The sequence below is a fragment of the Streptomyces sp. NRRL S-1813 genome, assembly GCF_000719605.1.
In the GTDB taxonomy this organism is placed as follows: Bacteria; Actinomycetota; Actinomycetes; order Streptomycetales; family Streptomycetaceae; genus Streptomyces; species Streptomyces decoyicus.
The window spans coordinates 734,093-754,554 of the sequence record NZ_JOHB01000001.1 but is presented as its reverse complement, the minus strand read 5'-3'; the positions used below and the strand labels follow the sequence as shown (position 1 = coordinate 754,554).

Genomic DNA, 20,462 nt, shown 5'->3' with positions numbered 1-20,462 from the left:
ATGGCGGTGGCCGGGCAGGTCATTCGGTCGGAGTGGACCAAGATCAGGTCGGTGCGGTCCACGGTATGGACGCTGGGCATCGCCGTCGTGGCCACCATTGGGCTGGGCGTGCTGATCTGCACCCTGGCGAGCAGCGACTTCGGCTCGATGCCGGCCAGGGACCGGCTGGCGTTCGACGCCACCAACATCAGCTTCGCCGGAATGGGGCTGGGCCAGCTCGCGATGATCGTCTTCGGGGTGCTGGTGGTCTCGAACGAGTACAGCACCGGCATGATCCGTGCCTCGCTGGCGGCCGTGCCCCAGCGCGGCACCTTTCTCTTCTGCAAGCTTCTCGTGGCCACCGCGCTGGTCTTCGTCGTCGGCCTGGCGACCAGCTTCGTGACGTTCTTCGCCGGACAGTCGGTACTGGGCGAACTCCGGGCGGACATCGGCGATCCGGGCGTATTGCGCGCGGTGATCGGCGGCGGGCTCTATATGACGCTGATCGCGCTGTTCTCGATGGCGGTCGCCACGATGCTGCGCAGCCCGATGCTCTCGCTGGGCATTCTGATGCCGTTCTTTTTCCTGATTTCCAACATTCTCGGAAATGTCTCGGCGACCAAGAAAATCGGGCGCTATCTGCCGGATCAGGCGGGCTCGAAAATCATGCAGGTGGTGACCCCGGCCGGCGACGATGTGCCCTACGGCCCGTGGGGCGGGCTGGCCATCATGATCGCCTGGACGGCCGCGGCACTTATCGGCGGATACGTACTCCTCAAGAAGCGAGACGCCTGACCGGCACGCCGGCCCCGTATCCGCCCCCCTCCATCGCGGGCGCAAGGGAGAAACGCGGCGCGGCACGGCGGGACGGCCGAGGACGAGGGGAATTGACGGGAACCGTCAACCGCCGGATAGCCTCCTAACCCTCACGGGGGCACGAGACCGCCTCTGCCCCGGACATCTCGCGAGGGGCGGAGAATGATCGAGGCAGTCGGCCTGACAAAGCGCTACGGCGCCAAGACGGCCGTGTACAACCTGTCGTTCCAGGTACGGCCGGGCACGGTGACCGGCTTCCTGGGGCCCAACGGCTCCGGTAAGTCGACCACGATGCGCATGATTCTGGGCCTGGACGCACCGACCTCGGGGCGGGCCACCATCGCCGGCCGTCCCTTCCGCAGCCTCCCCAACGCCCCGCGTCAGGTGGGCGCACTGCTGGATGCCAAGGCCGTGCACGGCGGACGCAGCGCGCGCCAGCATCTGCTCTCGCTCGCCCAGCTGTCCGGCATCCCGGCCCGCCGGGTCGACGAGGTGCTCGGGGTGGTCGGCCTCCAGGACGTCGCGGGGCGGCGCTCCAAGGGCTTCTCGCTCGGCATGGGCCAGCGGCTGGGCATCGCCGCGGCACTGCTCGGCGATCCGCAGGTGCTGCTCTTCGACGAGCCGGTCAACGGCCTCGACCCCGAAGGCATCCTGTGGGTGCGCAACCTGATGAAGCAGCTGGCCTCCGAGGGCCGTACGGTCTTTGTGTCCTCGCACCTGATGAGCGAAATGGCGCTGACCGCCGAGCACTTGATCGTGATCGGCCGTGGACAGCTGATGGCGGACATGCCGGTCAAGGACTTCATCTCGGCCAACTCCGCCGATTTCGCCCGGGTACGTACGCCGGACACCGAGCCGGAGCAGCGCGAGAAGCTGACCGCCGCGATCGGTGAGGCGGGCGGGCAGACCGCGCCCGAGCCGGACGGTGCACTGCGGGTGACCGGGCTGCCGCTCCCCCGTATCAGCGAGCTCGCGCACCAGGCCGATGTCCGGCTGTGGGAGCTGTCGCCGCACCAGGCGTCGCTGGAAGAGGCGTACATGCGCCTGACGCAGAGCGCCGTGGACTACCGCTCGACGGCCGACCCTCGGAGCGGTCTCCAGGGCGCCCCCGCCGGGTACGCCCCGCAGGGTGGCGCCCCGCAGGGCTTCGCCGGCGGTCCTGGGTACGGGGCCGGTCAGCCCGGTGTCCCCGGCCAGGTTCCGGCCGGTGTCCCCGGCCAGGGGCAGCCCAACCCCTATGCCCAGCAGGCCCCGTACGCCCAGCAGGCGCCCGGGGCCGCGGGACCGGGCTATCCGCCGCCCGCGCAGGCTCAAGGTCACCCGTACGGGTCGCCCGAGTCCTACGGTGCACCCCACCCGTACGGGCAGCAGCCCGCCGCGCCGATGCCGCCGGCGACCCCCGCCGCCCCTGCCGACCAGCCCACGCCGCACCACGAGGACGCCCGATGACCAGCCCTCAGCAGCCGCAGCCCCAGCCGCAGCCTGAGCGCGGACCCCACGACACCGGCGCGCACGAGCAGCCGGTGCCGGCCGCGCCGCCGATGCCGCCCGCCGCGCCGCCGGCCGCACCTCCCCAGCAGCAGGGCATGCCGCCCCAGGCGCCGCCCGCCAGGCCGGAGCAGCCCGGTCAGCAGCCGGCACCGCAGCAGCCCGCGCCCGCCAAGGAGGCCGGCACGATGATGCTCCAGGCCCAGCAGGCGCCCGGACAGCCCGCACCCGGGCAGCCCGCGCCCGCCAAGGAACCGGGCACCATGGCGCTCCAGGCTCAGCAGGCCCCCGGGCAGCCCGCACCGGCCAAGGAAGCCGGCACGATGATGCTCCAGGCCCAGCCCTACCCCGAGCCCCAGCCGCTCGCGGCGCACGGTCCGGGCAAGGACGCGGGCACGATGATGCTCCAGACCCAGGCACCGCCCCAGGCGCAGGCCCAGCCCCCGCAGCACCCGGCACCGCCGCACCCCCAGCAGGCCTTCGCCGGCGCGGCGGGCGGCTATCTCTCGCCCATCCCGGTGCGCCCCACCCACCTCGGCCATGCGCTGGCCTCCGAGTGGACGAAGATCCGCTCGGTGCGCTCGACGATCTGGACGCTGGGCGTGATGCTGCTGCTGATCCTCGGCATCGGGCTGCTGGCCTCGCTCGCGGCGGGCTCGGAGCGCGAGCTGGATCCGCTGCTGGGCGTCGGCTTCGTCGGCGTCCTGCTCGGCAGCCTGTGCGTGATCACCCTGGGTGTGCTGTCGATCTCGTCCGAGTATGGCACCGGCATGATCCGTACGACGCTGACCGCCTCCCCCAGCCGCGTGCGGATGCTGACCGCGAAGGCGATCGTCTTCTTCGCCCTCGCACTCGCCCTGACGACGGTCGCGACCACTCTGGTCGCCCTGCTCGACAGCGCGATGCTCAACGGCCCCGCGCCGACCGCCGATCAGTGGCTGCGCGCCACCCTCGGTGCCGGTCTGTATGTCGCGCTGCTCGGTCTGCTGGCACTGTCCGTCGGCACCCTGCTGCGGCACTCGGCGGGCGCCATCAGCACGATGATGGGTGTGGTGCTGCTGCCGATGCTGCTGGCGCTGTTCCTCCAGGGCGAGAGCCTCAAGGACATCCAGCGGGCGCTGATCGAGTACTCGGTCCCCAGCGCCCTCGCGACGCTGTACGACATTCCCTTCCTCAGTACCGGCCCGACCGGCTGGACCCCGTTGTGGATCCTCGCCGGGGTGACCGCGGTGGTGCTGGGCGGCGCCTATGCGGCCGTCATGCAGCGCGACGTCTGACGCCGCGCCCGCCGCTCCCCGCAGAGCCTGTCGTCGTGCCCCGCCCGGGGCGCGAAGGCGGGCTCTGCTCAGTATCGGGGCGCATTCCGGGACCGCTGGAGCCGCGCGCTCCGGCGGTCCCGCGCGTTCCAGCACGCCCTGTGCCAGTGCCTGCGGTCCTCGACGTCACCGTGCTGCGGCCAGGCGACAACATGCGGCACCCCGGGCGGAATCTCCTGGTCGCAGCCGGGGCAGCGGTAGTGCTTGGCCGCGCCGCCGCCCCCGACGGGCCGGACGACCCAGTCCTCGCCGCGCCACTCCTCGGTGGTGTCCCAGCCACCACGGGGAGGCGCCCCCATCCGGCCGTAGTGGTCACCGCCCGGTCGGTCGATGGGCTTCGCACCGCCGTGCTGGCGATTTCGGCGCGGGGACACAGAACACCTCGGCTATGTACGGAGTCACGGGCTGTCACCAGCGTACGCGGCGCGGTCAGGGGTGGACGCCCCTCGGCAGGATTCTGCGATCATCAGGAAATTTCCCGTCAGGCCGTGCCCTGGGCACGTGTCACACGTTGTTGCCTGTAAGGGGGGAGTCGCGTCGGCTGCGAGGAGGCAGAGAGCGATGCGCGTTGGGGCTTTCATCCTGGCCGCTCAATTTCCCGGTCAGGGACAGGGGGAAGCACTGCACCGCGCGGTGCGCTCCGCGGAGGTCGCGGAGGAGGCCGGACTCGACGATGTCTGGCTGGCGGAACACCATTTCGTGCCCTACGGCGTCTGCCCGAACGCGGTGACGCTGGCCGGGCTGCTGCTGGGGCGGACCCGCCGGATCGGCGTCGGCACGGCGGTGAGTGTGCTGCCGACCCAGCATCCGGTAGCGCTCGGTGAGCAGGCGGCGCTGCTGCATCTCACCACCGACGGGCGGTTCACGCTCGGCGTCGGCAGGGGCGGTCCGTGGATCGATCTGGAGGTGTTCGGTTCCGGACTCGCCGCGTACGACCACGGCTTCCCGGAATCGCTCGATCTGCTGATGCGCTGGCTGCGGGAGCCGCGGGTCGGCGCGCAGGGCGAGCGCTATACATTCCGCGAAGTAGCGGTGGTACCACGCCCGGCCGAGGCACTGACCGATCCGTACGATCCGGGAGCCGGTGCCCTGGGCCCGCCGGTGGTGGTGGCCTGCACCTCCCCGTCGTCGGTGCGCACGGCCGCCGAGCGCGGGCTGCCGATGCTGCTGGGCATGCACTGCGGCGACGAGGAGAAGGCGGAGATGGTCGCGCTGTGGCGGTCGGCCGCCCGGGAGGCGGGCCGGGACGGCGACGAGGTGGCCGCGGCCGAGCATGTCTCGGCGGGCGTGGTGCAGATCGACGACACCCGCGAGGCAGCGGCGGAGACCCTGACGAAGGCGATGCCCGGCTGGCTTCAGCAGGGTCTGGGCGCGCATGTGACGGTCGACGGCCGCTATCGCGCGATGCGTGATCCGCTGGCCTATACGGAGTTGCTGTGCGAGCTGCACCCCGTCGGCCCGCCGCAGCTGTGCGCGGACCGGCTGGCGGCGACGTCGGAGCGTACGGGCATCACACGGTTCGCGCTGCTCGTCGAGGGCTCCGGCGACCTCGCGGCGACGGAGGAGAACGTCCGCCGGCTGGGCACGGAAGTCCTGCCGCAGCTGGGGTGACCGGAGCCGGCCGGGCGGACGGCATGCGGGTGCCGTGTGCGGGTAAATGTGCCTGTGATGCGGTGGTGCGGGGGCGCCGTACCGGAGAGAGGTCAGCTTCTGGTGAGTGGTGCTGCCGCTGGCGCACCGGCGCGGTGTGTGTCACCACCGTGTGCAGCAGCGGCAGCAACTTCGTTCAGCAGTCGCGGAGTTCGGGCGACTGGTTCAGCAGCTGACCCCGGATGGAGGTGAAGCGGGCCAGTCGGTCGTCCACCACCGGGTCGAGCGGGAAAACCGCGACGCGGTGGCAGTTCTGAAAAGCGAGCCGCACACCGAAGTGGCGCTCCAGCGAACCACGTATGGCGTCACTCGCCAGCGCGCGCAGCAGCTGGCCGCGTGCCTGCTCGTCCGGCGGCGGCGTCTGATTGTCGGCGAACTCTCCGCCGTCCACCTTCAGCTGGGCCACCAGAGAGCTGATCATCCCCCATGCATAGGGCAGGGAGGTCCGGACGCAGTCGACAAATGCGGCTTCGTCGACCTCGCCTCGCTCGGCCTGTTCGAGGAGGGCCGGTGAGACGTCGAGCGACATGAGGTTCTCCTCTCGCGGCCCCGCCGGAACGGACAGGGCCTAGGGACGGGACTGGGGGTTCCGCGACGGAGCGTATTCGCCTCACAACCCCCCGCTTCAACGGTATGCCGCGCAAGAGGCCCGCACCAGGAGATTGCACATACAACCGGCCATTGGCGAGCGCCGGGGGTGCGGGGATTTCCCCCGGAAAGGCACCGTGGTCCAGGGCGAATCGCGTGGGGGCCCTCCGGTCGAGTAGCGTTTCGCCCCATGCGTCTCGTCATCGCCCGCTGCTCCGTGGACTACGCGGGCCGGCTCACCGCCCATCTCCCCTCGGCCCCTCGCCTCATCCTGGTGAAGGCGGACGGCTCCGTCTCCATTCACGCGGACGACCGGGCCTACAAACCCCTCAACTGGATGTCGCCGCCCTGCACTCTCAAGGAGGGCGACGGTGAGGTGTGGACGGTGGAGAACAAGGGTGGCGAGAAGCTCATCATCACCCTCGAGGAGGTCATGCACGACTCCTCGCACGAGCTCGGCGTCGACCCGGGGCTCATCAAGGACGGGGTGGAGGCGCACCTCCAGGAGCTGCTCGCGGACCGGATCGAAACCTTGGGCGAGGGATACTCCCTGATTCGGCGTGAATACCCCACTGCCATCGGCCCGGTGGATATCTTGTGCCGGGACGCCGATAGCCAGACCGTCGCCGTCGAGATCAAGCGGCGTGGTGAGATCGACGGTGTCGAGCAGCTGACCCGCTACCTCGAACTCCTCAACCGTGACCCGCACTTGGCGCCGGTGAAGGGGATCTTCGCGGCCCAGGAGATCAAGCCGCAGGCCCGGGTGCTGGCCACCGACCGCGGAATCGGCTGCGTCGTCCTGGACTACGACGCGCTGCGCGGCATCGAGGACGACAAGCTCCGCCTGTTCTGACCCCGTGCGGCCCTCTGACGGCCGCCGAACGCAACGGCCCCGGTACCTGTACCGGGGCCGTTGCGCTGCTCTCTGCGGGGCCGTCAGCCGGCCGGGGCGCTCTGCGTACCGGAGGAGGAGGGCGCCGTGCCGTCCGACGGCGTGCCGCCGCCGGGGGCCGGTGCTCCGTCGGACGGAGTGGTGCCGGAGCCGCCGGAGGTGCCGCCGGAGGGGTTGGCGGCCGACTGCGACGGGCTCTGGGTCGTCGGCTTGCCCGTGGGGTCCTCGGTGGGCGTCGGATCCGTCGGCTCGTCGGTGGGTTCCGTCGGCGTCGGGTCCGTCGGCTCGTCGGTGGGCGGGCGCGTATGGGTCGGGCGGCCGGTGGGCGTGGTGGGCCGCCCGGTCGGACCGGTGGGGGCGGTCGTCGGGTCGGTGGGCGCGGCGCTCGACTCGGTGGGCGAGCCGCTGGTGGCGGGGTCGCTGACCGAGGGGGACGGGGTCTGCGCGTGACCGGGGGTGCCGGGCCGGGTGGCGCCGGCAGCGGTGGGCGGCACACCGGAGCCCGTACCGGGCTGTTCGGCCGGCAGGTCGGTGCTGTCGCCGTCGTCGGTGGTCTGTTCCGTGCTGACCTTGTCGTCATGGGGCTGGTCGCCGCCCGTTGCCCCGAGGGTGACGATGGTGCCGAGGACGGCCGCCAGCAGCGCGCCGGCGCCCGCGGCCACGGCATTGCGGCGCGCCCCGCCGAACACCCGCAGGGCGCCCTTGCCGGTCTTGGTGCCGCCGGCGGCCGCGGCCGGGACGGACGTGGTGGCGGCAGTGGCCGAAGCACCCCGGGCGACGATCGTCGCCGCGGTCTCCTCGGCGCGCGGCGCCCGCAGCTTGGCGGTCGAGACGCCGTCACGCGGCGTCACGGCCCGGCCCTTCCGCACCGCCCGCTGCGCAGCCGCCTGCGGCAGGGCCGTGGTGGCGGCCGCGGCCGCGTCGGCCCGCGAACGGTCGGTGACCAGTGCCAGGGCGCGCCGTCCGGCCACCGCGCCGTTGCGGTCGGAGAGCACCCCGCGCAGCCCGATGGAGGCCTCCAGCTCGGCGCGCGCCCGGTCGAGGCTGCCGGCGCACAGTGCCAGCACGCCCAGCTCGTGGTGGAAGTAGGCCTCTTCGGCGACCTCGCCGGCCAGCCGCGCGGCCTCCTGGCCGTGCCGCAGGCTGCGCTCCCAGGCGCTCCACTGCAACGCGGCGGCGAATGCCGGGGCGGCCGTACGGGCGAGCAGCACGGCCGCGCTGGCGTGCCCGCTCTCCCGGCTGCCGGTCAGTACGCCCATCGCGGCCAGCGCCACATCGGACTCGGCGGCGGCCCGCTCGGGGGTGACCGAGGGGTGACCGGCCCACCAGGCGTAGTGCTGGGCCGCGGTGTGCGCCCGTGCGGCGGCGCCCTCCGCGTAGCCGGCCGCCTCCAGCTGGTCCTGGACGGTGGCGGCGAGACGGTAGTGGCTGCCGACCGGGGTGATCAGGCCGCAGGCCAGCAGCTCGCCGAGGGCGGCGTCGGCGTGGGTGTCCTGGGTGAGGGCCGGCAGGTGCGCCTGGTGCGGCAGCTCGCCGCCGAGCGCGACGGCGAAGCGCAGCGTCTCCTGGGCGGCGGCGCCGAGCCGTGCGGCGAGCAGCGGGGCGGGGGCGGCGGCCTCCCCGAGGGACGGCAGCGGCACCTCGGGGCGCTCACCGGGCTCGACGTCGGGGTCGGCGGGGTCGGTGGCCGTCCCCTCCTCGGGGAAGGCGGCCGTCCCGGGGAAGGCGGTTGTCCCCGCCTCGGGGAACAGCCCGTAGCCGTCGTCGAGGGCTCCCGGCTCGGCCCGCATCCGGTCGTACTGCCGCAGCAGGGCGGCGGCCTGGACGAACCGCAGCGGCAGCCCCTCGGACTCGAACCAGAGGTCGGCGGCCCAGGCCTCCTCGTCGTCGGTGAGCGGCCGGTCCACGGCACGCGCCAGCAGCCGGGCGCAGGCGTCGCGGCCGAGTCCGCCGAGGAAGACCTCTTCGAGGTGGGAGTCGGCACTGGGGGCCGCGACATCGGGAGTGGCGGCAATCAGGAAGGCGCATTCGGGGGTGGCGTCGAGCAGCTCGTCGAGCGCGGCACCGCCGAATTCCAGGTCGTCCAGGACGACGATGGCGCCGATCTCGGCGATCATGCGCAGCAGTTCGGGCCGGTCGGGGCGGTGCTGCGGGGCCCGGTAGACGGCGGTGAACAGCTCGTACAGCAGGTCGGTGGCGGTGCGGTGGTAGCCGGAGAGCCGGATGACGCCGTCGGGGGCGAGGTCGGCACAGCCGGCGGCGACGGCGTCCAGCAGCCGGGTGCGGCCCGAGCCGGAGGGGCCGGTGACACGCACGGAGCGGCCGCGGGAGAGCAGCCGGACGAGGCGTTCGGTGTCCTCGGTGCGCTCTTCGAGCGCGGCCTGGTGGCCGGCGAATCCGGGCGGGCCCGGGGGCAGCGGGGGCGCGGCGGCGCGGGCGGCCGCGGCGCGTTCCTGCGGGTCGAGCCTGCCGGGGGCGTCCGGGCGCTCGCCGGGCGGGCAGGGTTCTATTTCGCTGCCGTCGACGGGGTTGACGGTGACGAGGTAGGGGCCCGAGACGAGCCGGACGACGCGGGCGAGCCCGCCGGAGCCGCCGCGCGCGCCGCCGAACGCGGGGGCCGGCGGCTCGGCAGGTCTGCCCTGCTCGCCGTACTCCTCAGGTCCCCGGTGAGGGTTCGGGTCCATGCTGCAAGCTCCCAGATCTGGCGTGCCGACTGCGCTTCCGGCCGTCCGCACTCCCCCGGCTCCGGCAGGTCGTCCTCAGCCGTCGCGTCTGGTCCGGTGCCCGCCGCGGATGATGGCATACGGGCGGGAACCGAACCTTAGACCTGGAGAGCGGGCCGGTGCACCGGCGGGGGCCGGTCCTGACCAGAAGTTCCTGGATTGGTCGGTATCACGCGGTTTGCGACATTTCTGCCGCTCAGCTCTTCAGTTTTCGTCACGCTTTGAGGTCCGATCCTGATCGCCCGGGAGGGTGCCCCGGCCCCGTCTGCGGGACGCCGGGCGGCCGACCGCACCGGCCTCACACCCGGGGAAGCGTTTCCGCTTCGATGCCGCCCTCGATGGCGAGGATGCGGTGCAGCCGGGTGGCGACCAGCAGGCGCTGCATCTGGGGCGGCACTCCGCGCAGCACCAGCCTGCGGTTGACCCGGCCGGCGCGGCGGTGCGCGCCCATGATCACGCCGAGGCCGGTGGCGTCCCAGGAATCCAGCTCGGTCAGGTCCAGCACGAGATCGCCCCGACCGGAGTCGACGGCGGCGTGCAGGGCCGTACGGGCGTCCGCCGCGCTGCGGACGTCGAGGCGGCCCCCGACGACCAGCTCGGCGTGGTCGCCCCTGATGTGCATATGCGCTCCCCGATCTCATGGGTGGTGACGCCTGGACGTCTACAGATCTGACTGCCTCTCATGCGGCGAAGTTGCCGCCTGTAAGCGAACCGATACCGAATTCACCCCGTGGGGTGACCCCATCGGGCCAATGGGGCTGACGCGGCATCAGTGCTTGTAGAAGCCCTGCCCACTCTTGCGGCCGATATCGCCCGCATCGACCATTCGCCGCATGATCTCCGGCGGCGCGAACTTCTCGTCCTGGGACTCGGTGTAGATGTTGTCGGTGGCGTGCATCAGGATGTCGACGCCCGTCAGGTCGGCGGTGGCCAGCGGTCCCATCGCGTGGCCGAAGCCCAACTTGCAGGCGATGTCGATGTCCTCGGCGCTGGCGACGCCGGATTCGTAGAGCTTGGCGGCCTCGACGACCAGCGCCGAGATCAGGCGGGTGGTGACGAAGCCGGCCACATCGCGGTTGACGACGACGCAGGTCTTGCCGACCGACTCGGCGAACTGCCGGGCCGTGGCGAGGGCTTCGTCGCTGGTCTTGTAGCCGCGCACCAGCTCGCACAGCTGCATCATCGGCACCGGCGAGAAGAAGTGCGTACCGACGACCCGCTCGGGACGGGAGGTGGCCGCGGCGATCTTGGTGATCGGGATGGCCGACGTGTTGGAGGCCAGCACCGCCTCGTCCTTGACCAGCTTGTCCAGCGACTGGAAGATCTCGCGCTTGACGTCGATCCGCTCGAAGACGGCCTCGACGACGATATCGGCGTCGGCGGCGGCCTCCAGGTCGGTCGTGGTGGTGATCCGGGCCAGCGACTGCTCGGCGTCGGCCGCCGACAGCTTGCCCTTGGCGACGAACTTCTCGAACGACGCCTCGATGCCACCCTTGCCCCGGGCCAGCGCCCCCTCCGTCACATCGCGAAGAACCACGTCCCAGCCCGCCTGGGCCGAGACCTGCGCGATACCGGACCCCATGAGTCCGGCCCCGATGACGGCGAGCTTCTTTGCCACTGCTTGTCCCCTCACACCCTGTGCATTTGACGGTCCCGGGTGACGTTAGCGGTCGTAAGCGATCGTTTGGAGGGTAAGAGATGCGCGTCACGTCTCAGATGACGGACGTCACACCGACGGGGCGCCCGGGGCGGGCCGGGATCCGGACAGCCCGCCGTCAGTCGGTCGTCCGTACGGCGTAGTTGAGGACCTTTTCGCCGAGCAGCTCTTCCATCTCGTCGAGGAGGACGAGGGCATCCCGCGAGGCCTCGGCGGGCTTGCGGCCGGCGAGCATCTCGTGCGCGATCCAGCCCATCAGGCTCTGGTGCACCCAGCCGATCTGTCCCGCCATCAGACCCGGCATCGGGTCGTCGGCCGCCGCGCTGGTCTCCTCCCGGAGCGTTTCCTCCAGGTTGAGGTGGATCTCCTGCTGCATGTACCAGAGGCGGGCCTTGAGGGTGGGCGCCCCGTGCACCACGCGCATGAACTGGTCGTAACCCTCCATCAGTCCGACCCGCGGGGAGACCGCCTCGACCTCCTCGCGCAGCTCCCGCAGCACGGCGGCGGCCGCGGACTCCCCGGCCGGCCGGCCGCGCACGAAGCGCGAGAGCCTGTCCAGGACGCCCTTGCTCCGGTCGAAGAAGAGATCCTCCTTGGCCGGGAAGTAGTTGTAGACGGTGTTGACGGAGACGTCCGCGGCCTCGGCGACCTCCGCGATGGTCACCGCGTCGAAGCCGCGCGCCATGAACAGGCCGGTGGCCACGTCCGAGATGTACTGCCGGGTCTGCCGCTTCTTCCGCTCCCTGAGCCCCTCTGCCATGCCCTCACCCTACCTTTCGTTGGGCTCAGTGAAATTTTGGGGGCGTTGCAATTTTTCATTCCCTCTGTTTTTCTGTGGGCATGCCAGTCCTCCACGCGTCCGGACTCGCCCGGACCTTCACCACCGAACGCGGCACCGTCGAGGCCGTACGGGGCATCGATCTCACCGCCGAGCGCGGCGAGATCCTCGGCTTCCTCGGGCCCAACGGCGCCGGGAAGACCACCACCCTGCGGATGCTCACGACCCTGCTGACCCCCACCGGCGGCACCGCGACCGTCGCCGGCTGCGACCTCGTCCGCGACCCGGCCGGCGTGCGCCGCGCCTCCGGTTACGTCGCCCAGTCCGGCGGCGTCGACCCCCATGTCCCGGTGCGCGAGGAGCTGGTCACCCAGGCCCGCCTCTACCGCCTCGGCAAGGCCGAAGCCCTCGCCCGTGCCGAGGAGTTGGCCGCCGAACTGGGCCTGGACGGGCTGCTCGACCGCAGGACCGCCACGCTCTCCGGCGGCCAGCGGCGCCGGCTGGACATCGCGATGGGCCTCACCCACCGCCCCGAGGTGCTGTTCCTCGACGAGCCGACCACCGGGCTCGACCCGGGCAGCCGCGCCGATCTGTGGGAGCTGATCCGCCGCATCCGCGCCGAGCACGGCACCACCGTCTTCCTGACCACGCACTACCTCGACGAGGCCGATGCGCTGGCCGACCGACTGGTGATCATCGACAAGGGCGTGGTGGTCGCGGAGGGCACACCGGAGGCCCTCAAGCGCGCCCATGCCGGCTCCCCCGGCGCGTCCCTCCAGGACGCCTTCCTCGCCCTCACCGGGAGCACCCCCGCGCCGCAGGACCCGTCCCCCCTCACCGTCCACGACAGGCCCTAGGAGCCCTCCTTGTCCCCGTTCCTCTCCGACACCGCACTGGTCTTCGGGCGGTACGCCCGCCAGACGCTGCGCTCCAAGCTCCAGATGCTCTTCGGCGTGCTGATGCCGCTGCTGTACCTGCTCTTCTTCGGCCCGCTGCTGACCGATCTGCCACTGTCCTCGTCCGGCAGCTCCTGGCAGGTGCTGGTGCCCGGCCTGCTGCTCCAACTCGGCCTGTTCGGGGCCTCGTTCTGCGGTTTCGGCATCATCGTCGAGAAGCAGTACGGGGTGGTGGAGCGGATGCGGGTGACGCCGGTGAGCCGGCTGGCGCTGCTGCTGGGGCGGGTGCTGCGGGACGCCGTGCTGTTCGTGTTCCAGGCGGTGCTGCTGGTGCTGGCCGCGCTGGTGATGGGGCTGCGCGCACCGCTGCCCGGCATCCTCATCGGCCTGGCGTTCGTCGCCGTGCTGACCGTGGCGCTGGCCTCGCTGTCGTACGCGCTGGCGCTGAGGGTCAGCACCCCGCAGGAGTTCGGCCCGGTCATCAACGCCGTCACCATGCCCTCGATGCTGCTGTCCGGGCTGATGCTGCCGATGGCACTGGGCCCCAAGTGGCTCGATGTGCTCTCGCACTTCATGCCGTTCCGCTATCTCGTGGACGCGGTGCGCGCGGCGTTCGTCGGCTCCTACGCCTCCTCGGCCATGCTCTACGGCGTGCTGGTGGCGGTCGCATTCGCCGCGCTGTCCGTGACCTATTGCACCCGGGCCTTCCGCAGGTCCGCGGCGTAGGCTCGCCCATATGGTGAATCTGACGCGCATCTACACCCGCACCGGCGACAAGGGCACCACCGCCCTCGGCGACATGAGCCGCACCGCCAAGACCGACTCGCGGATCTCGGCGTACGCGGACGCCAACGAGGCCAATGCGGCGATCGGCGTGGCCCTGGCGCTCGGCTCGCTCCCCGAGGACGTCGCCGCGGTGCTGCTGCGGGTGCAGAACGACCTGTTCGATGTCGGCGCGGACCTGTCGACGCCGGTGGCGGAGAACCCGGAATTCCCGCCGCTGCGCGTCGAGCAGAGCTATATCGACAAGCTGGAGGCGGACTGCGACCGCTTCCTGGCGGAGCTGGAGAAGCTGCGCAGCTTCATCCTTCCCGGCGGTACGGCCGGCGCCGCGCTGTTGCACCAGGCGTGCACGGTCGTCCGCCGTGCGGAGCGCTCGACCTGGGCCGCCTTCGAGGAACACGGCGAGACCATGAACCCGCTGACCGCCACCTACCTCAACCGCCTCTCCGACCTCCTGTTCATCCTGGCCCGTACGGCCAACAAGGAGGTCGGGGACGTGCTGTGGGTGCCGGGCGGAGAGCGCTGACCGGCCGCCGGGCGCCGGGGGGCTCCTCAAGGGCCCCCTCCCCCGTCCTGAGGGCTGCCCCTCAGCTCAGCGTCTTCTGCTGCTGCGGCGAGGCCGCCTCCTCGGGGGCGGCCGTCCGGCCCGGGTCCTTCTTCTGCCAGATGAGGTAGCTCAGCGCGATCAGGCCGTGGATGCTGACGATCTTCAGCGAGGTGCCCTGCCACTCGTGCAGCGAGGTGGTGTCGCCGCCGTCACCGACGTACCAGATCGCGGCCTGGAGCAGGCCGCACGCGACCACTGCCATCAGCACCGTGCGCAGCCACAGCTTCCCCTCGTGCTTGGCGCGGGCCAGGCCGTAGCCCACCTTGGCCGGTGGCGGGCCGCCCGCGAAGCGGTGCGAGAAGTGCCCGTCGACCCACTTGATCGTGTGGTGGCCGTAGGCGACCGTGAAGCCGATGTAGACGGCGGCCAGGCCGTGTTTCCAGTCCGCCGCGGCCCCGTTCTTCAGGTCGATCGCCGTGACGATCAGCAAGATCAGCTCCAGCAGCGGCTCCATCAGGAGCACCGCCGCCCCGGTACGCGGCATCCGGGCCAGATAGCGCAGCGCCAGACCGGCGACCAGCAGCACCCAGAAGCCGACCTCGCAGGCGATGATCAGGGCGACGATCACGGCTGTCTCCTTTCAGGTCTCTCCACCGAACACCTCAAGCCTTCCAGCGGCCGCCGCCCGCCACGTCGTCGCACGCGATGATCCGGCACTGCATCTTTCGATGTAGCACGCGCCGTACGGGGATGACCCGGACGTGGAGGCAACGGGCCCCGGCGCCGTGTTTGATGGAGGGGTGACCGCCAGATCCCTCGCCGCCCCCGGCCGGCCGCACCGCCTCGATGTCCTCATCGCGGGCGGCGGGCTGCTCGGCGGGCTGCTGCTCTGGGCGCTGAATCTGCACGGCGGTCCCTCGCTCCTGGGGCTGCCCCCCTCCCTCACCCTGGTCGCGCTCGCCGCCATGTCGGTGGCCGAACTGATGCGCCGTACGGCCCCGATGGCGGCGCTGGGCCTCGCGGTGCCGGCCCTGGCACTGGACATCTCCGCGGGCACCCTGGTCGCCACCGTCCTGATGTTCACCGACGTGGTCTACGCGGCGGTGCTCTACGGCCCGCCGGGCGCGGCCCGCCGGATCCCGCTGCACTCCGTCCTGGTGACGCTCCTGGCGGCCATCGCACTGACCGCGGTCTGGCAGACCCCGCAGGTCGTGATGGCCATCATCGGCATCGCGCTGGTCACCATCACCCCCGCCTGGACCGGCATCATCCTCCGCAATCACCGCGACGCCGCGCAGGCCGCCCAGCTGCGGGCCGAGCAGATCGCGCTGCTGGCCGAGATCGACCGGACGCAGGCGGTGGCCGGCGAGCGGGCACGGATGGCGCGCGAGCTGCACGACATGGTCGCCAACCACCTGTCCGCCATCGCGATCCACTCGACCGCGGCACAGTCCATCGACGACCCGTCGGCGACCCGCGAGGCGCTCGGGGTGATCCGTGAGAACAGCGTGCAAGGTCTGGCCGAAATGCGCCGTCTCATCGGGCTGTTGCGGGGCCCGAAGGCGGACGACGAGGACGAGGAGCCCGCCGCGACGCCCACGCTCGACGGACTGGACGCCCTGATCGACCAGGCCCGTACGAGCGGCCGGAGCAGCGGACTGACCTTCGTGCTGGACGACGCCCGGAACCCGGACGGCCCGGGGGCAGGGCCGGTACCGGCGGCCCCGGTGGAGCTGGCCGCCTACCGCATCGTCCAGGAGTCGCTGACCAACGCCCTCAAGCACGCCGCGCCCGGCGAGGTGCTGGTGCGCCTGGCCCATGACCGCGGCGGGGCGCTCACCGTCGCCGTCCGCAGCCCGTTCGCCGACCGGCCCGGCCCCCGTGCGCCCGGCTCCGGCACCGGTCTGGTCGGGATGCGTGAGCGGATCGCCCTGCTGGGCGGAGCATTCGAGGCCGGCCCCGAGAGCGGGCCGGCCGGCACAGTCTGGCTGGTGCGGGCAGCGTTGCCCGCCGCCGAGGAGGAAGAGCAACGATGACAGGCGCCGACGCGCAGCCGATCCGGGTTCTCGTCGCCGAGGACCAGTCCGCCGTACGGGCCGGGCTGGTCCTCATCCTGCGCTCCGCCCCCGACATCGAGGTCGTCGGGGAGGCGGAGGACGGCGAGGAGGCGGTACGGCTCGCCCGCGAGCTGCGACCCGCCCTCGTCCTCATGGACATCCAGATGCCCCGCCTCGACGGGGTCTCCGCCACCCGGCAGGTGGTCTCCGAGAAGCTGGCGGATGTGCTGGTGCTGACCACCTTCGACCTGGACGAATATGTCTTCGGGGCGCTACGGGCGGGGGCGGCCGGCTTTCTCCTCAAGGACAGCGACGCGGCCGCGCTGCTGACCGCGGTGCGCACCGTGGCGGCCGGCGAGGGGCTGATCGCTCCGGCGGTGACCCGGCGGCTGATCGCGGAGTTCGCGAGCCCCCGCACGCCGGTGCGGCGTTCTGCCCGGGAGGGCGAGGCGCCGGATCCGGCGGTCCTGGACGCGCTGACGCCACGCGAGCGGGAGGTACTGGGGTGTCTGGGGCGGGGGCTGTCGAACGCCGATATCGCGCTCCGCCTGGCCATGGCGGAGGCCACCGTGAAAACACACGTCAGCAGGCTGCTGGCGAAGCTGGACCTGCGCAGCCGGGTGCAAGCGGCCGTGCTGGCACAGGAGTTGGGGGTGGACGGGCCTTAGGGGCAGGGGCGAGGGCGGAGGCCGTAGTCCCTGTACCGCCCGCAGGACGTGGACGGCCCGTAGGGCGTCGTCGAACACGTCCCGTAGGGGGTGGACAGCCCCCCTGCGGGGCCAGAACGCAACAAGCTCGGGGGTTGTTCCCCCGGGCCGCGCGATCAGGCCACGTTCACCCGCTGTCCGGGCGGAGCCGCCTCCAGCCAGGCGAGGAAGCCGGTGAGCGCGTCCTCGCTCATCGCCAGTTCCAGGTGGGTGCCACGGTGCCGGCAGGCCAGCACGATGGAGTCGGAGAGCAGCGCCAGCTCCTCCTCGCCCTGAGGGGTGCGGCGCTCCAGGACCTCGATGGCGGAGCGCTCCAGGAGACGGCGTGGCCGGGGCGCGTACGAGAACACCCGGAACCATTCGATCCGGTCGCCGTTGTAGCGCGCCACACCGTAGATCCAGCCCTTGCCGCCGGTCTCGTTCTCCGGCACGTTCCAGCGCAGGCTGCAATCGAAGGTGCCACCGGACCGCTGGATGAGCCGCCGCCTCAGTCCGAAGACGAACAGCCCCAGCAGCACCAGTACCACGACCGCGCCGCTCACAAGCAGAGCGAGGACCATCTCGACCGACCTCCTCGCCTCGGTGGGGGTGCCCCCGCGTCGTTCCGGCGTGGGGGAGGGAAACGCACCTGCATTGCCTCAGCCGCGGGCCGCTCCGGACAACTCCGGGCAGCCCGCGGCTGAGGATCGATCTCGTCGGTGACGGGGCTCAGTGAACGCCCGTCACCGCACGCAGCCGGACATCGGCGCGACGCTCGGCGGCCGCGTCAGCGTCCGACTTCGCTCGCTCCAGGGCCCGCTCCGCGCGCTGGACATCGATCTCGTCCGACAGTTCGGCCACCTCTGCGAGCAGAGACAGCTTGTTGTCGGCGAAAGAGATGAAGCCGCCGTGCACTGCGGCGACGACGGTGCCGTCCCCGCTCTCGCCGGTCGTACGAATCGTCACCGGGCCCGACTGCAGCACGCCGAGCAGCGGCTGGTGTCCGGGCATGACTCCGATGTCGCCCGACGAGGTGCGCGCGACGACCAGGCTGGCCTCGCCGGACCAGACCTGACGGTCCGCGGCGACCAACTCGACGTGCAGCTCAGCCACGATGGCTCCTCGGGTCTCCACCTGCCTGGCTCGGCAGATGTTGGGTCAAATACTAGTGGTCGTACGGACCGGGGGCGGCCAGGGCCGCCCCCGGAACCGGTACCGGGGTCAGGAGACGCCCAGCTCCTTGGCATTGGCCTTCAGGTCCTCGATGCCACCGCACATGAAGAACGCCTGCTCGGGGAAGTGGTCGTAGTCGCCGTCCGCGATCGCGTTGAACGCGGTGATCGACTCGTCGAGCGGGACGTCCGAGCCGTCGACACCGGTGAACTGCTTCGCCACGTGGGTGTTCTGCGACAGGAACCGCTCGATACGACGGGCGCGGTGGACGGTGAGCTTGTCCTCCTCGCCGAGCTCGTCGATACCCAGAATCGCGATGATGTCCTGGAGGTCCTTGTACTTCTGCAGGATCGTCTTGACGCGCGAGGCGCAGTCGTAGTGCTCCTGCGTGATGTAGCGGGGGTCCAGGATCCGGGACGTCGAGTCCAGCGGGTCGACCGCCGGGTAGATGCCCTTCTCCGAGATCGGACGCGACAGAACGGTCGTCGCGTCCAGGTGGGCGAAGGTGGTGGCCGGCGCCGGGTCGGTCAGGTCGTCCGCGGGGACGTAGATCGCCTGCATCGAGGTGATCGAGTGACCACGGGTCGAGGTGATGCGCTCCTGGAGGAGACCCATCTCGTCGGCCAGGTTCGGCTGGTAACCCACCGCGGAGGGCATACGGCCGAGCAGGGTCGACACCTCGGAACCCGCCTGGGTGTACCGGAAGATGTTGTCGATGAAGAAGAGGACGTCCTGCTTCTGCACATCGCGGAAGTACTCCGCCATGGTCAGACCGGCCAGGGCGACGCGCAGACGGGTGCCCGGGGGCTCGTCCATCTGACCGAAGACCAGTGCGGTCTTGTCGATGACGCCGGACTCCGTCATTTCCTCGATGAGGTCGTTGCCCTCACGGGTGCGCTCGCCGACACCGGCGAACACCGACACACCGTCGTGGTTGTTGGCCACGCGGTAGATCATTTCCTGGATCAGAACGGTCTTGCCGACACCGGCACCACCGAACAGACCGATCTTGCCGCCCTTGACGTACGGGGTCAGCAGGTCGATGACCTTGACGCCGGTCTCGAACATCTCGGTCTTGGACTCGAGCTGGTCGAAGGTCGGGGCCTTGCGGTGGATGGGCCAGCGCTCGGTGACCTCGACCGTGGACGGGTCCACGTTCAGGATCTCGCCGAGGGTGTTGAACACCTTGCCCTTGGTGACGTCACCGACGGGGACGGTGATCCCGGCGCCGGTGTCGGTCACCGCGGCCTGGCGGACCAGACCGTCGGTGGGCTGCATGGAGATCGCACGGACCAGGCCGTCGCCCAGGTGCTGGGCGACCTCGAGGGTCAGCTTCTTGAGCTTGCCCTGCTCGGCCGGGTCGGCGACCTCGACGGTCAGCGCGTTGTAGATCTCCGGCATGGCGTCGACGGGGAACTCCACGTCGACGACCGGGCCGATGACCCGGGCGACGCGGCCCGTTGCCGTGGCCGTTTCAACAGTGGTGGTCATAGTGGTCAGTCACTCCCCGCGGTCGCGTCGGCCAGAGCACTGGCACCACCGACGATCTCGCTGATTTCCTGGGTGATTTCGGCCTGTCGGGCCGCGTTGGCAAGCCGCGAGAGCGACTTGATGAGGTCTTCCGCATTGTCGGTCGCCGACTTCATCGCACGACGCGTGGCGGCGTGCTTGGAGGCGGCGGCCTGCAGAAGCGCGTTGTAGATCCGCGACTCGACATACCGCGGAAGCAGGGCGTCGAGGACGTCCTCGGCCGACGGCTCGAACTCGAAGAGCGGAAGGATCTCGCCCTTGGACGACTCCTCCGACTCCTCCGCCTTGCCGAGGCTGAGCGGCAGCAGCCGGTCGTCGATCGCCGTCTGCGTCATCATCGAGATGAACTCGGTGGTGACGATGTGGAGTTCGTCCACCCCGCCCTCGGCCGTGTCCCGCTGGACGGCCTCGATCAGCGGTGCGGAGATCGCCTTGGCGTCCGCGTACGTCGGGCTGTCGGTGAAACCGGTCCACGACTCCACGACCTTGCGCTCGCGGAAGCTGTAGTACGACACACCCTTGCGCCCGACGATGTAGGCGTCGACCTCCTTGCCCTCGGCCTTGAGCCGCTCGGTGAGCTGCTCCGCGGCCTTGATGACATTGGAGGAGTAGCCGCCGGCCAGACCGCGGTCGCTCGTGATGAGCAGCAGCGCGGCCCGGGTGGGCTGCTCCACCTCGGTCGTCAGCGGGTGCGGGGTGTTCGAGCCCGTGGCAACCGCTGTCACCGCGCGGGTCAGTTCACTCGCGTACGGCGTCGACGCCGCCACCTGGCGCTGCGCCTTGACGACGCGCGAGGCGGCGATCATCTCCATCGCCTTGGTGATCTTCTTGGTCGCGGTGACGGAGCGGATGCGACGCTTGTAGACCCGGAGCTTGGCTCCCATGGATCAGGTCCCTTCCGTC

The 20,462-nt window shown here is 71.2% G+C and carries 21 protein-coding genes; 10 read left to right on the top strand and 11 right to left on the bottom strand.

Annotated elements, in window-relative coordinates:
- The 3 genes from IF67_RS0103485 (at window position 1) to IF67_RS38745 (ending at window position 3,560) form a co-directional block, all read left to right on the top strand.
- The gene (locus IF67_RS0103485; RefSeq protein ID WP_030981949.1) at window positions 1–774 is read left to right on the top strand and encodes an ABC transporter permease; all 774 of its coding nucleotides are present in this window, start codon (window positions 1–3) and stop codon (window positions 772–774) included.
- A 183-nt stretch (window positions 775–957) separates the two neighbouring features.
- A complete protein-coding gene (locus IF67_RS0103480) occupies window positions 958–2,244 on the top strand; it encodes an ABC transporter ATP-binding protein (protein WP_030981947.1) in 1,287 nt (428 codons plus the stop codon).
- A complete protein-coding gene (locus IF67_RS38745) occupies window positions 2,241–3,560 on the top strand; it encodes an ABC transporter permease subunit (RefSeq protein ID WP_030981945.1) in 1,320 nt (439 codons plus the stop codon). Before IF67_RS0103480 ends, IF67_RS38745 begins: the two co-directional genes overlap by 4 nt.
- A gap of 68 nt (window positions 3,561–3,628) precedes the next feature.
- Here IF67_RS38745 and IF67_RS0103470 read toward each other — a convergent pair whose 3' ends face one another.
- Window positions 3,629–3,973 (bottom strand): hypothetical protein, encoded by a 345-nt coding sequence (locus tag IF67_RS0103470; RefSeq protein WP_030981944.1) that lies wholly within the window; start codon window positions 3,971–3,973, stop codon window positions 3,629–3,631.
- Between the two features lie 187 nt (window positions 3,974–4,160).
- Here IF67_RS0103470 and IF67_RS0103465 point away from each other — a divergent pair, with 187 nt between their 5' ends.
- Window positions 4,161–5,210, top strand: coding sequence for an LLM class flavin-dependent oxidoreductase (locus IF67_RS0103465; protein WP_030981943.1), 1,050 nt, complete (start codon window positions 4,161–4,163; stop codon window positions 5,208–5,210).
- 175 nt (window positions 5,211–5,385) lie between these two features.
- Here IF67_RS0103465 and IF67_RS0103460 read toward each other — a convergent pair whose 3' ends face one another.
- The gene (locus tag IF67_RS0103460; RefSeq protein ID WP_030080104.1) at window positions 5,386–5,778 is read right to left on the bottom strand and encodes an SCO5389 family protein; all 393 of its coding nucleotides are present in this window, start codon (window positions 5,776–5,778) and stop codon (window positions 5,386–5,388) included.
- 249 nt (window positions 5,779–6,027) lie between these two features.
- Here IF67_RS0103460 and nucS point away from each other — a divergent pair, with 249 nt between their 5' ends.
- The gene (nucS, locus tag IF67_RS0103455) at window positions 6,028–6,690 is read left to right on the top strand and encodes an endonuclease NucS (RefSeq protein ID WP_030981938.1); all 663 of its coding nucleotides are present in this window, start codon (window positions 6,028–6,030) and stop codon (window positions 6,688–6,690) included.
- Between the two features lie 83 nt (window positions 6,691–6,773).
- Here nucS and IF67_RS0103450 read toward each other — a convergent pair whose 3' ends face one another.
- From IF67_RS0103450 to IF67_RS0103435, 4 genes are all read right to left on the bottom strand, one after another.
- A complete protein-coding gene (locus tag IF67_RS0103450) occupies window positions 6,774–9,413 on the bottom strand; it encodes an ATP-binding protein (protein WP_030981937.1) in 2,640 nt (879 codons plus the stop codon).
- Window positions 9,414–9,750: 337 nt separating this feature from the next.
- Window positions 9,751–10,074, bottom strand: coding sequence for an STAS domain-containing protein (locus tag IF67_RS0103445; protein WP_006603077.1), 324 nt, complete (start codon window positions 10,072–10,074; stop codon window positions 9,751–9,753).
- A gap of 147 nt (window positions 10,075–10,221) precedes the next feature.
- Complete coding sequence (locus tag IF67_RS0103440) at window positions 10,222–11,070, bottom strand: 3-hydroxyacyl-CoA dehydrogenase family protein (protein ID WP_030081289.1); 849 nt, start codon at window positions 11,068–11,070, stop codon at window positions 10,222–10,224.
- A 157-nt stretch (window positions 11,071–11,227) separates the two neighbouring features.
- Window positions 11,228–11,869, bottom strand: a complete 642-nt coding sequence (locus tag IF67_RS0103435) for a TetR/AcrR family transcriptional regulator (RefSeq protein ID WP_030981930.1) — start codon at window positions 11,867–11,869, stop codon at window positions 11,228–11,230.
- An 80-nt stretch (window positions 11,870–11,949) separates the two neighbouring features.
- Here IF67_RS0103435 and IF67_RS0103430 point away from each other — a divergent pair, with 80 nt between their 5' ends.
- Genes IF67_RS0103430 through IF67_RS0103420 form a run of 3 tightly spaced genes read left to right on the top strand, consistent with a single transcriptional unit; the run spans window position 11,950 to window position 14,092 of the window.
- Window positions 11,950–12,744, top strand: a complete 795-nt coding sequence (locus IF67_RS0103430; protein ID WP_030981923.1) for an ABC transporter ATP-binding protein — start codon at window positions 11,950–11,952, stop codon at window positions 12,742–12,744.
- A 9-nt stretch (window positions 12,745–12,753) separates the two neighbouring features.
- Window positions 12,754–13,509, top strand: a complete 756-nt coding sequence (locus tag IF67_RS0103425) for an ABC transporter permease (protein ID WP_030981921.1) — start codon at window positions 12,754–12,756, stop codon at window positions 13,507–13,509.
- Between the two features lie 10 nt (window positions 13,510–13,519).
- Complete coding sequence (locus IF67_RS0103420) at window positions 13,520–14,092, top strand: cob(I)yrinic acid a,c-diamide adenosyltransferase (RefSeq protein ID WP_030081283.1); 573 nt, start codon at window positions 13,520–13,522, stop codon at window positions 14,090–14,092.
- 61 nt (window positions 14,093–14,153) lie between these two features.
- On the opposite strand, the gene IF67_RS0103415 is transcribed toward IF67_RS0103420, so the two are convergent.
- Entirely contained in the window at window positions 14,154–14,741 is a 588-nt protein-coding gene (locus IF67_RS0103415) for a hypothetical protein (RefSeq protein WP_030981919.1), read from the bottom strand.
- 172 nt (window positions 14,742–14,913) lie between these two features.
- On the opposite strand from IF67_RS0103415, the gene IF67_RS0103410 reads away from it, so the two are divergent.
- Entirely contained in the window at window positions 14,914–16,149 is a 1,236-nt protein-coding gene (locus IF67_RS0103410; RefSeq protein WP_030981917.1) for a sensor histidine kinase, read from the top strand.
- Window positions 16,146–16,838: a response regulator gene (locus IF67_RS0103405; RefSeq protein WP_030981914.1), complete on the top strand. Its 693-nt coding sequence runs from the start codon at window positions 16,146–16,148 to the stop codon at window positions 16,836–16,838. Before IF67_RS0103410 ends, IF67_RS0103405 begins: the two co-directional genes overlap by 4 nt.
- Before the next feature lie 155 nt (window positions 16,839–16,993).
- Here IF67_RS0103405 and IF67_RS0103400 read toward each other — a convergent pair whose 3' ends face one another.
- From IF67_RS0103400 to IF67_RS0103385, 4 genes are all read right to left on the bottom strand, one after another.
- Window positions 16,994–17,437: a DUF2550 domain-containing protein gene (locus IF67_RS0103400; protein WP_030981913.1), complete on the bottom strand. Its 444-nt coding sequence runs from the start codon at window positions 17,435–17,437 to the stop codon at window positions 16,994–16,996.
- A gap of 148 nt (window positions 17,438–17,585) precedes the next feature.
- The gene (locus tag IF67_RS0103395; RefSeq protein WP_030981912.1) at window positions 17,586–17,969 is read right to left on the bottom strand and encodes a F0F1 ATP synthase subunit epsilon; all 384 of its coding nucleotides are present in this window, start codon (window positions 17,967–17,969) and stop codon (window positions 17,586–17,588) included.
- Between the two features lie 108 nt (window positions 17,970–18,077).
- Window positions 18,078–19,520, bottom strand: a complete 1,443-nt coding sequence (gene atpD / locus IF67_RS0103390; protein ID WP_030981911.1) for a F0F1 ATP synthase subunit beta — start codon at window positions 19,518–19,520, stop codon at window positions 18,078–18,080.
- A 5-nt stretch (window positions 19,521–19,525) separates the two neighbouring features.
- Window positions 19,526–20,443 carry a F0F1 ATP synthase subunit gamma gene (locus IF67_RS0103385; RefSeq protein ID WP_030981910.1) on the bottom strand — a complete coding sequence of 306 codons (918 nt, stop codon included), beginning with the start codon at window positions 20,441–20,443 and terminating at the stop codon, window positions 19,526–19,528.
- Window positions 20,444–20,462: the final 19 nt, after the last annotated feature.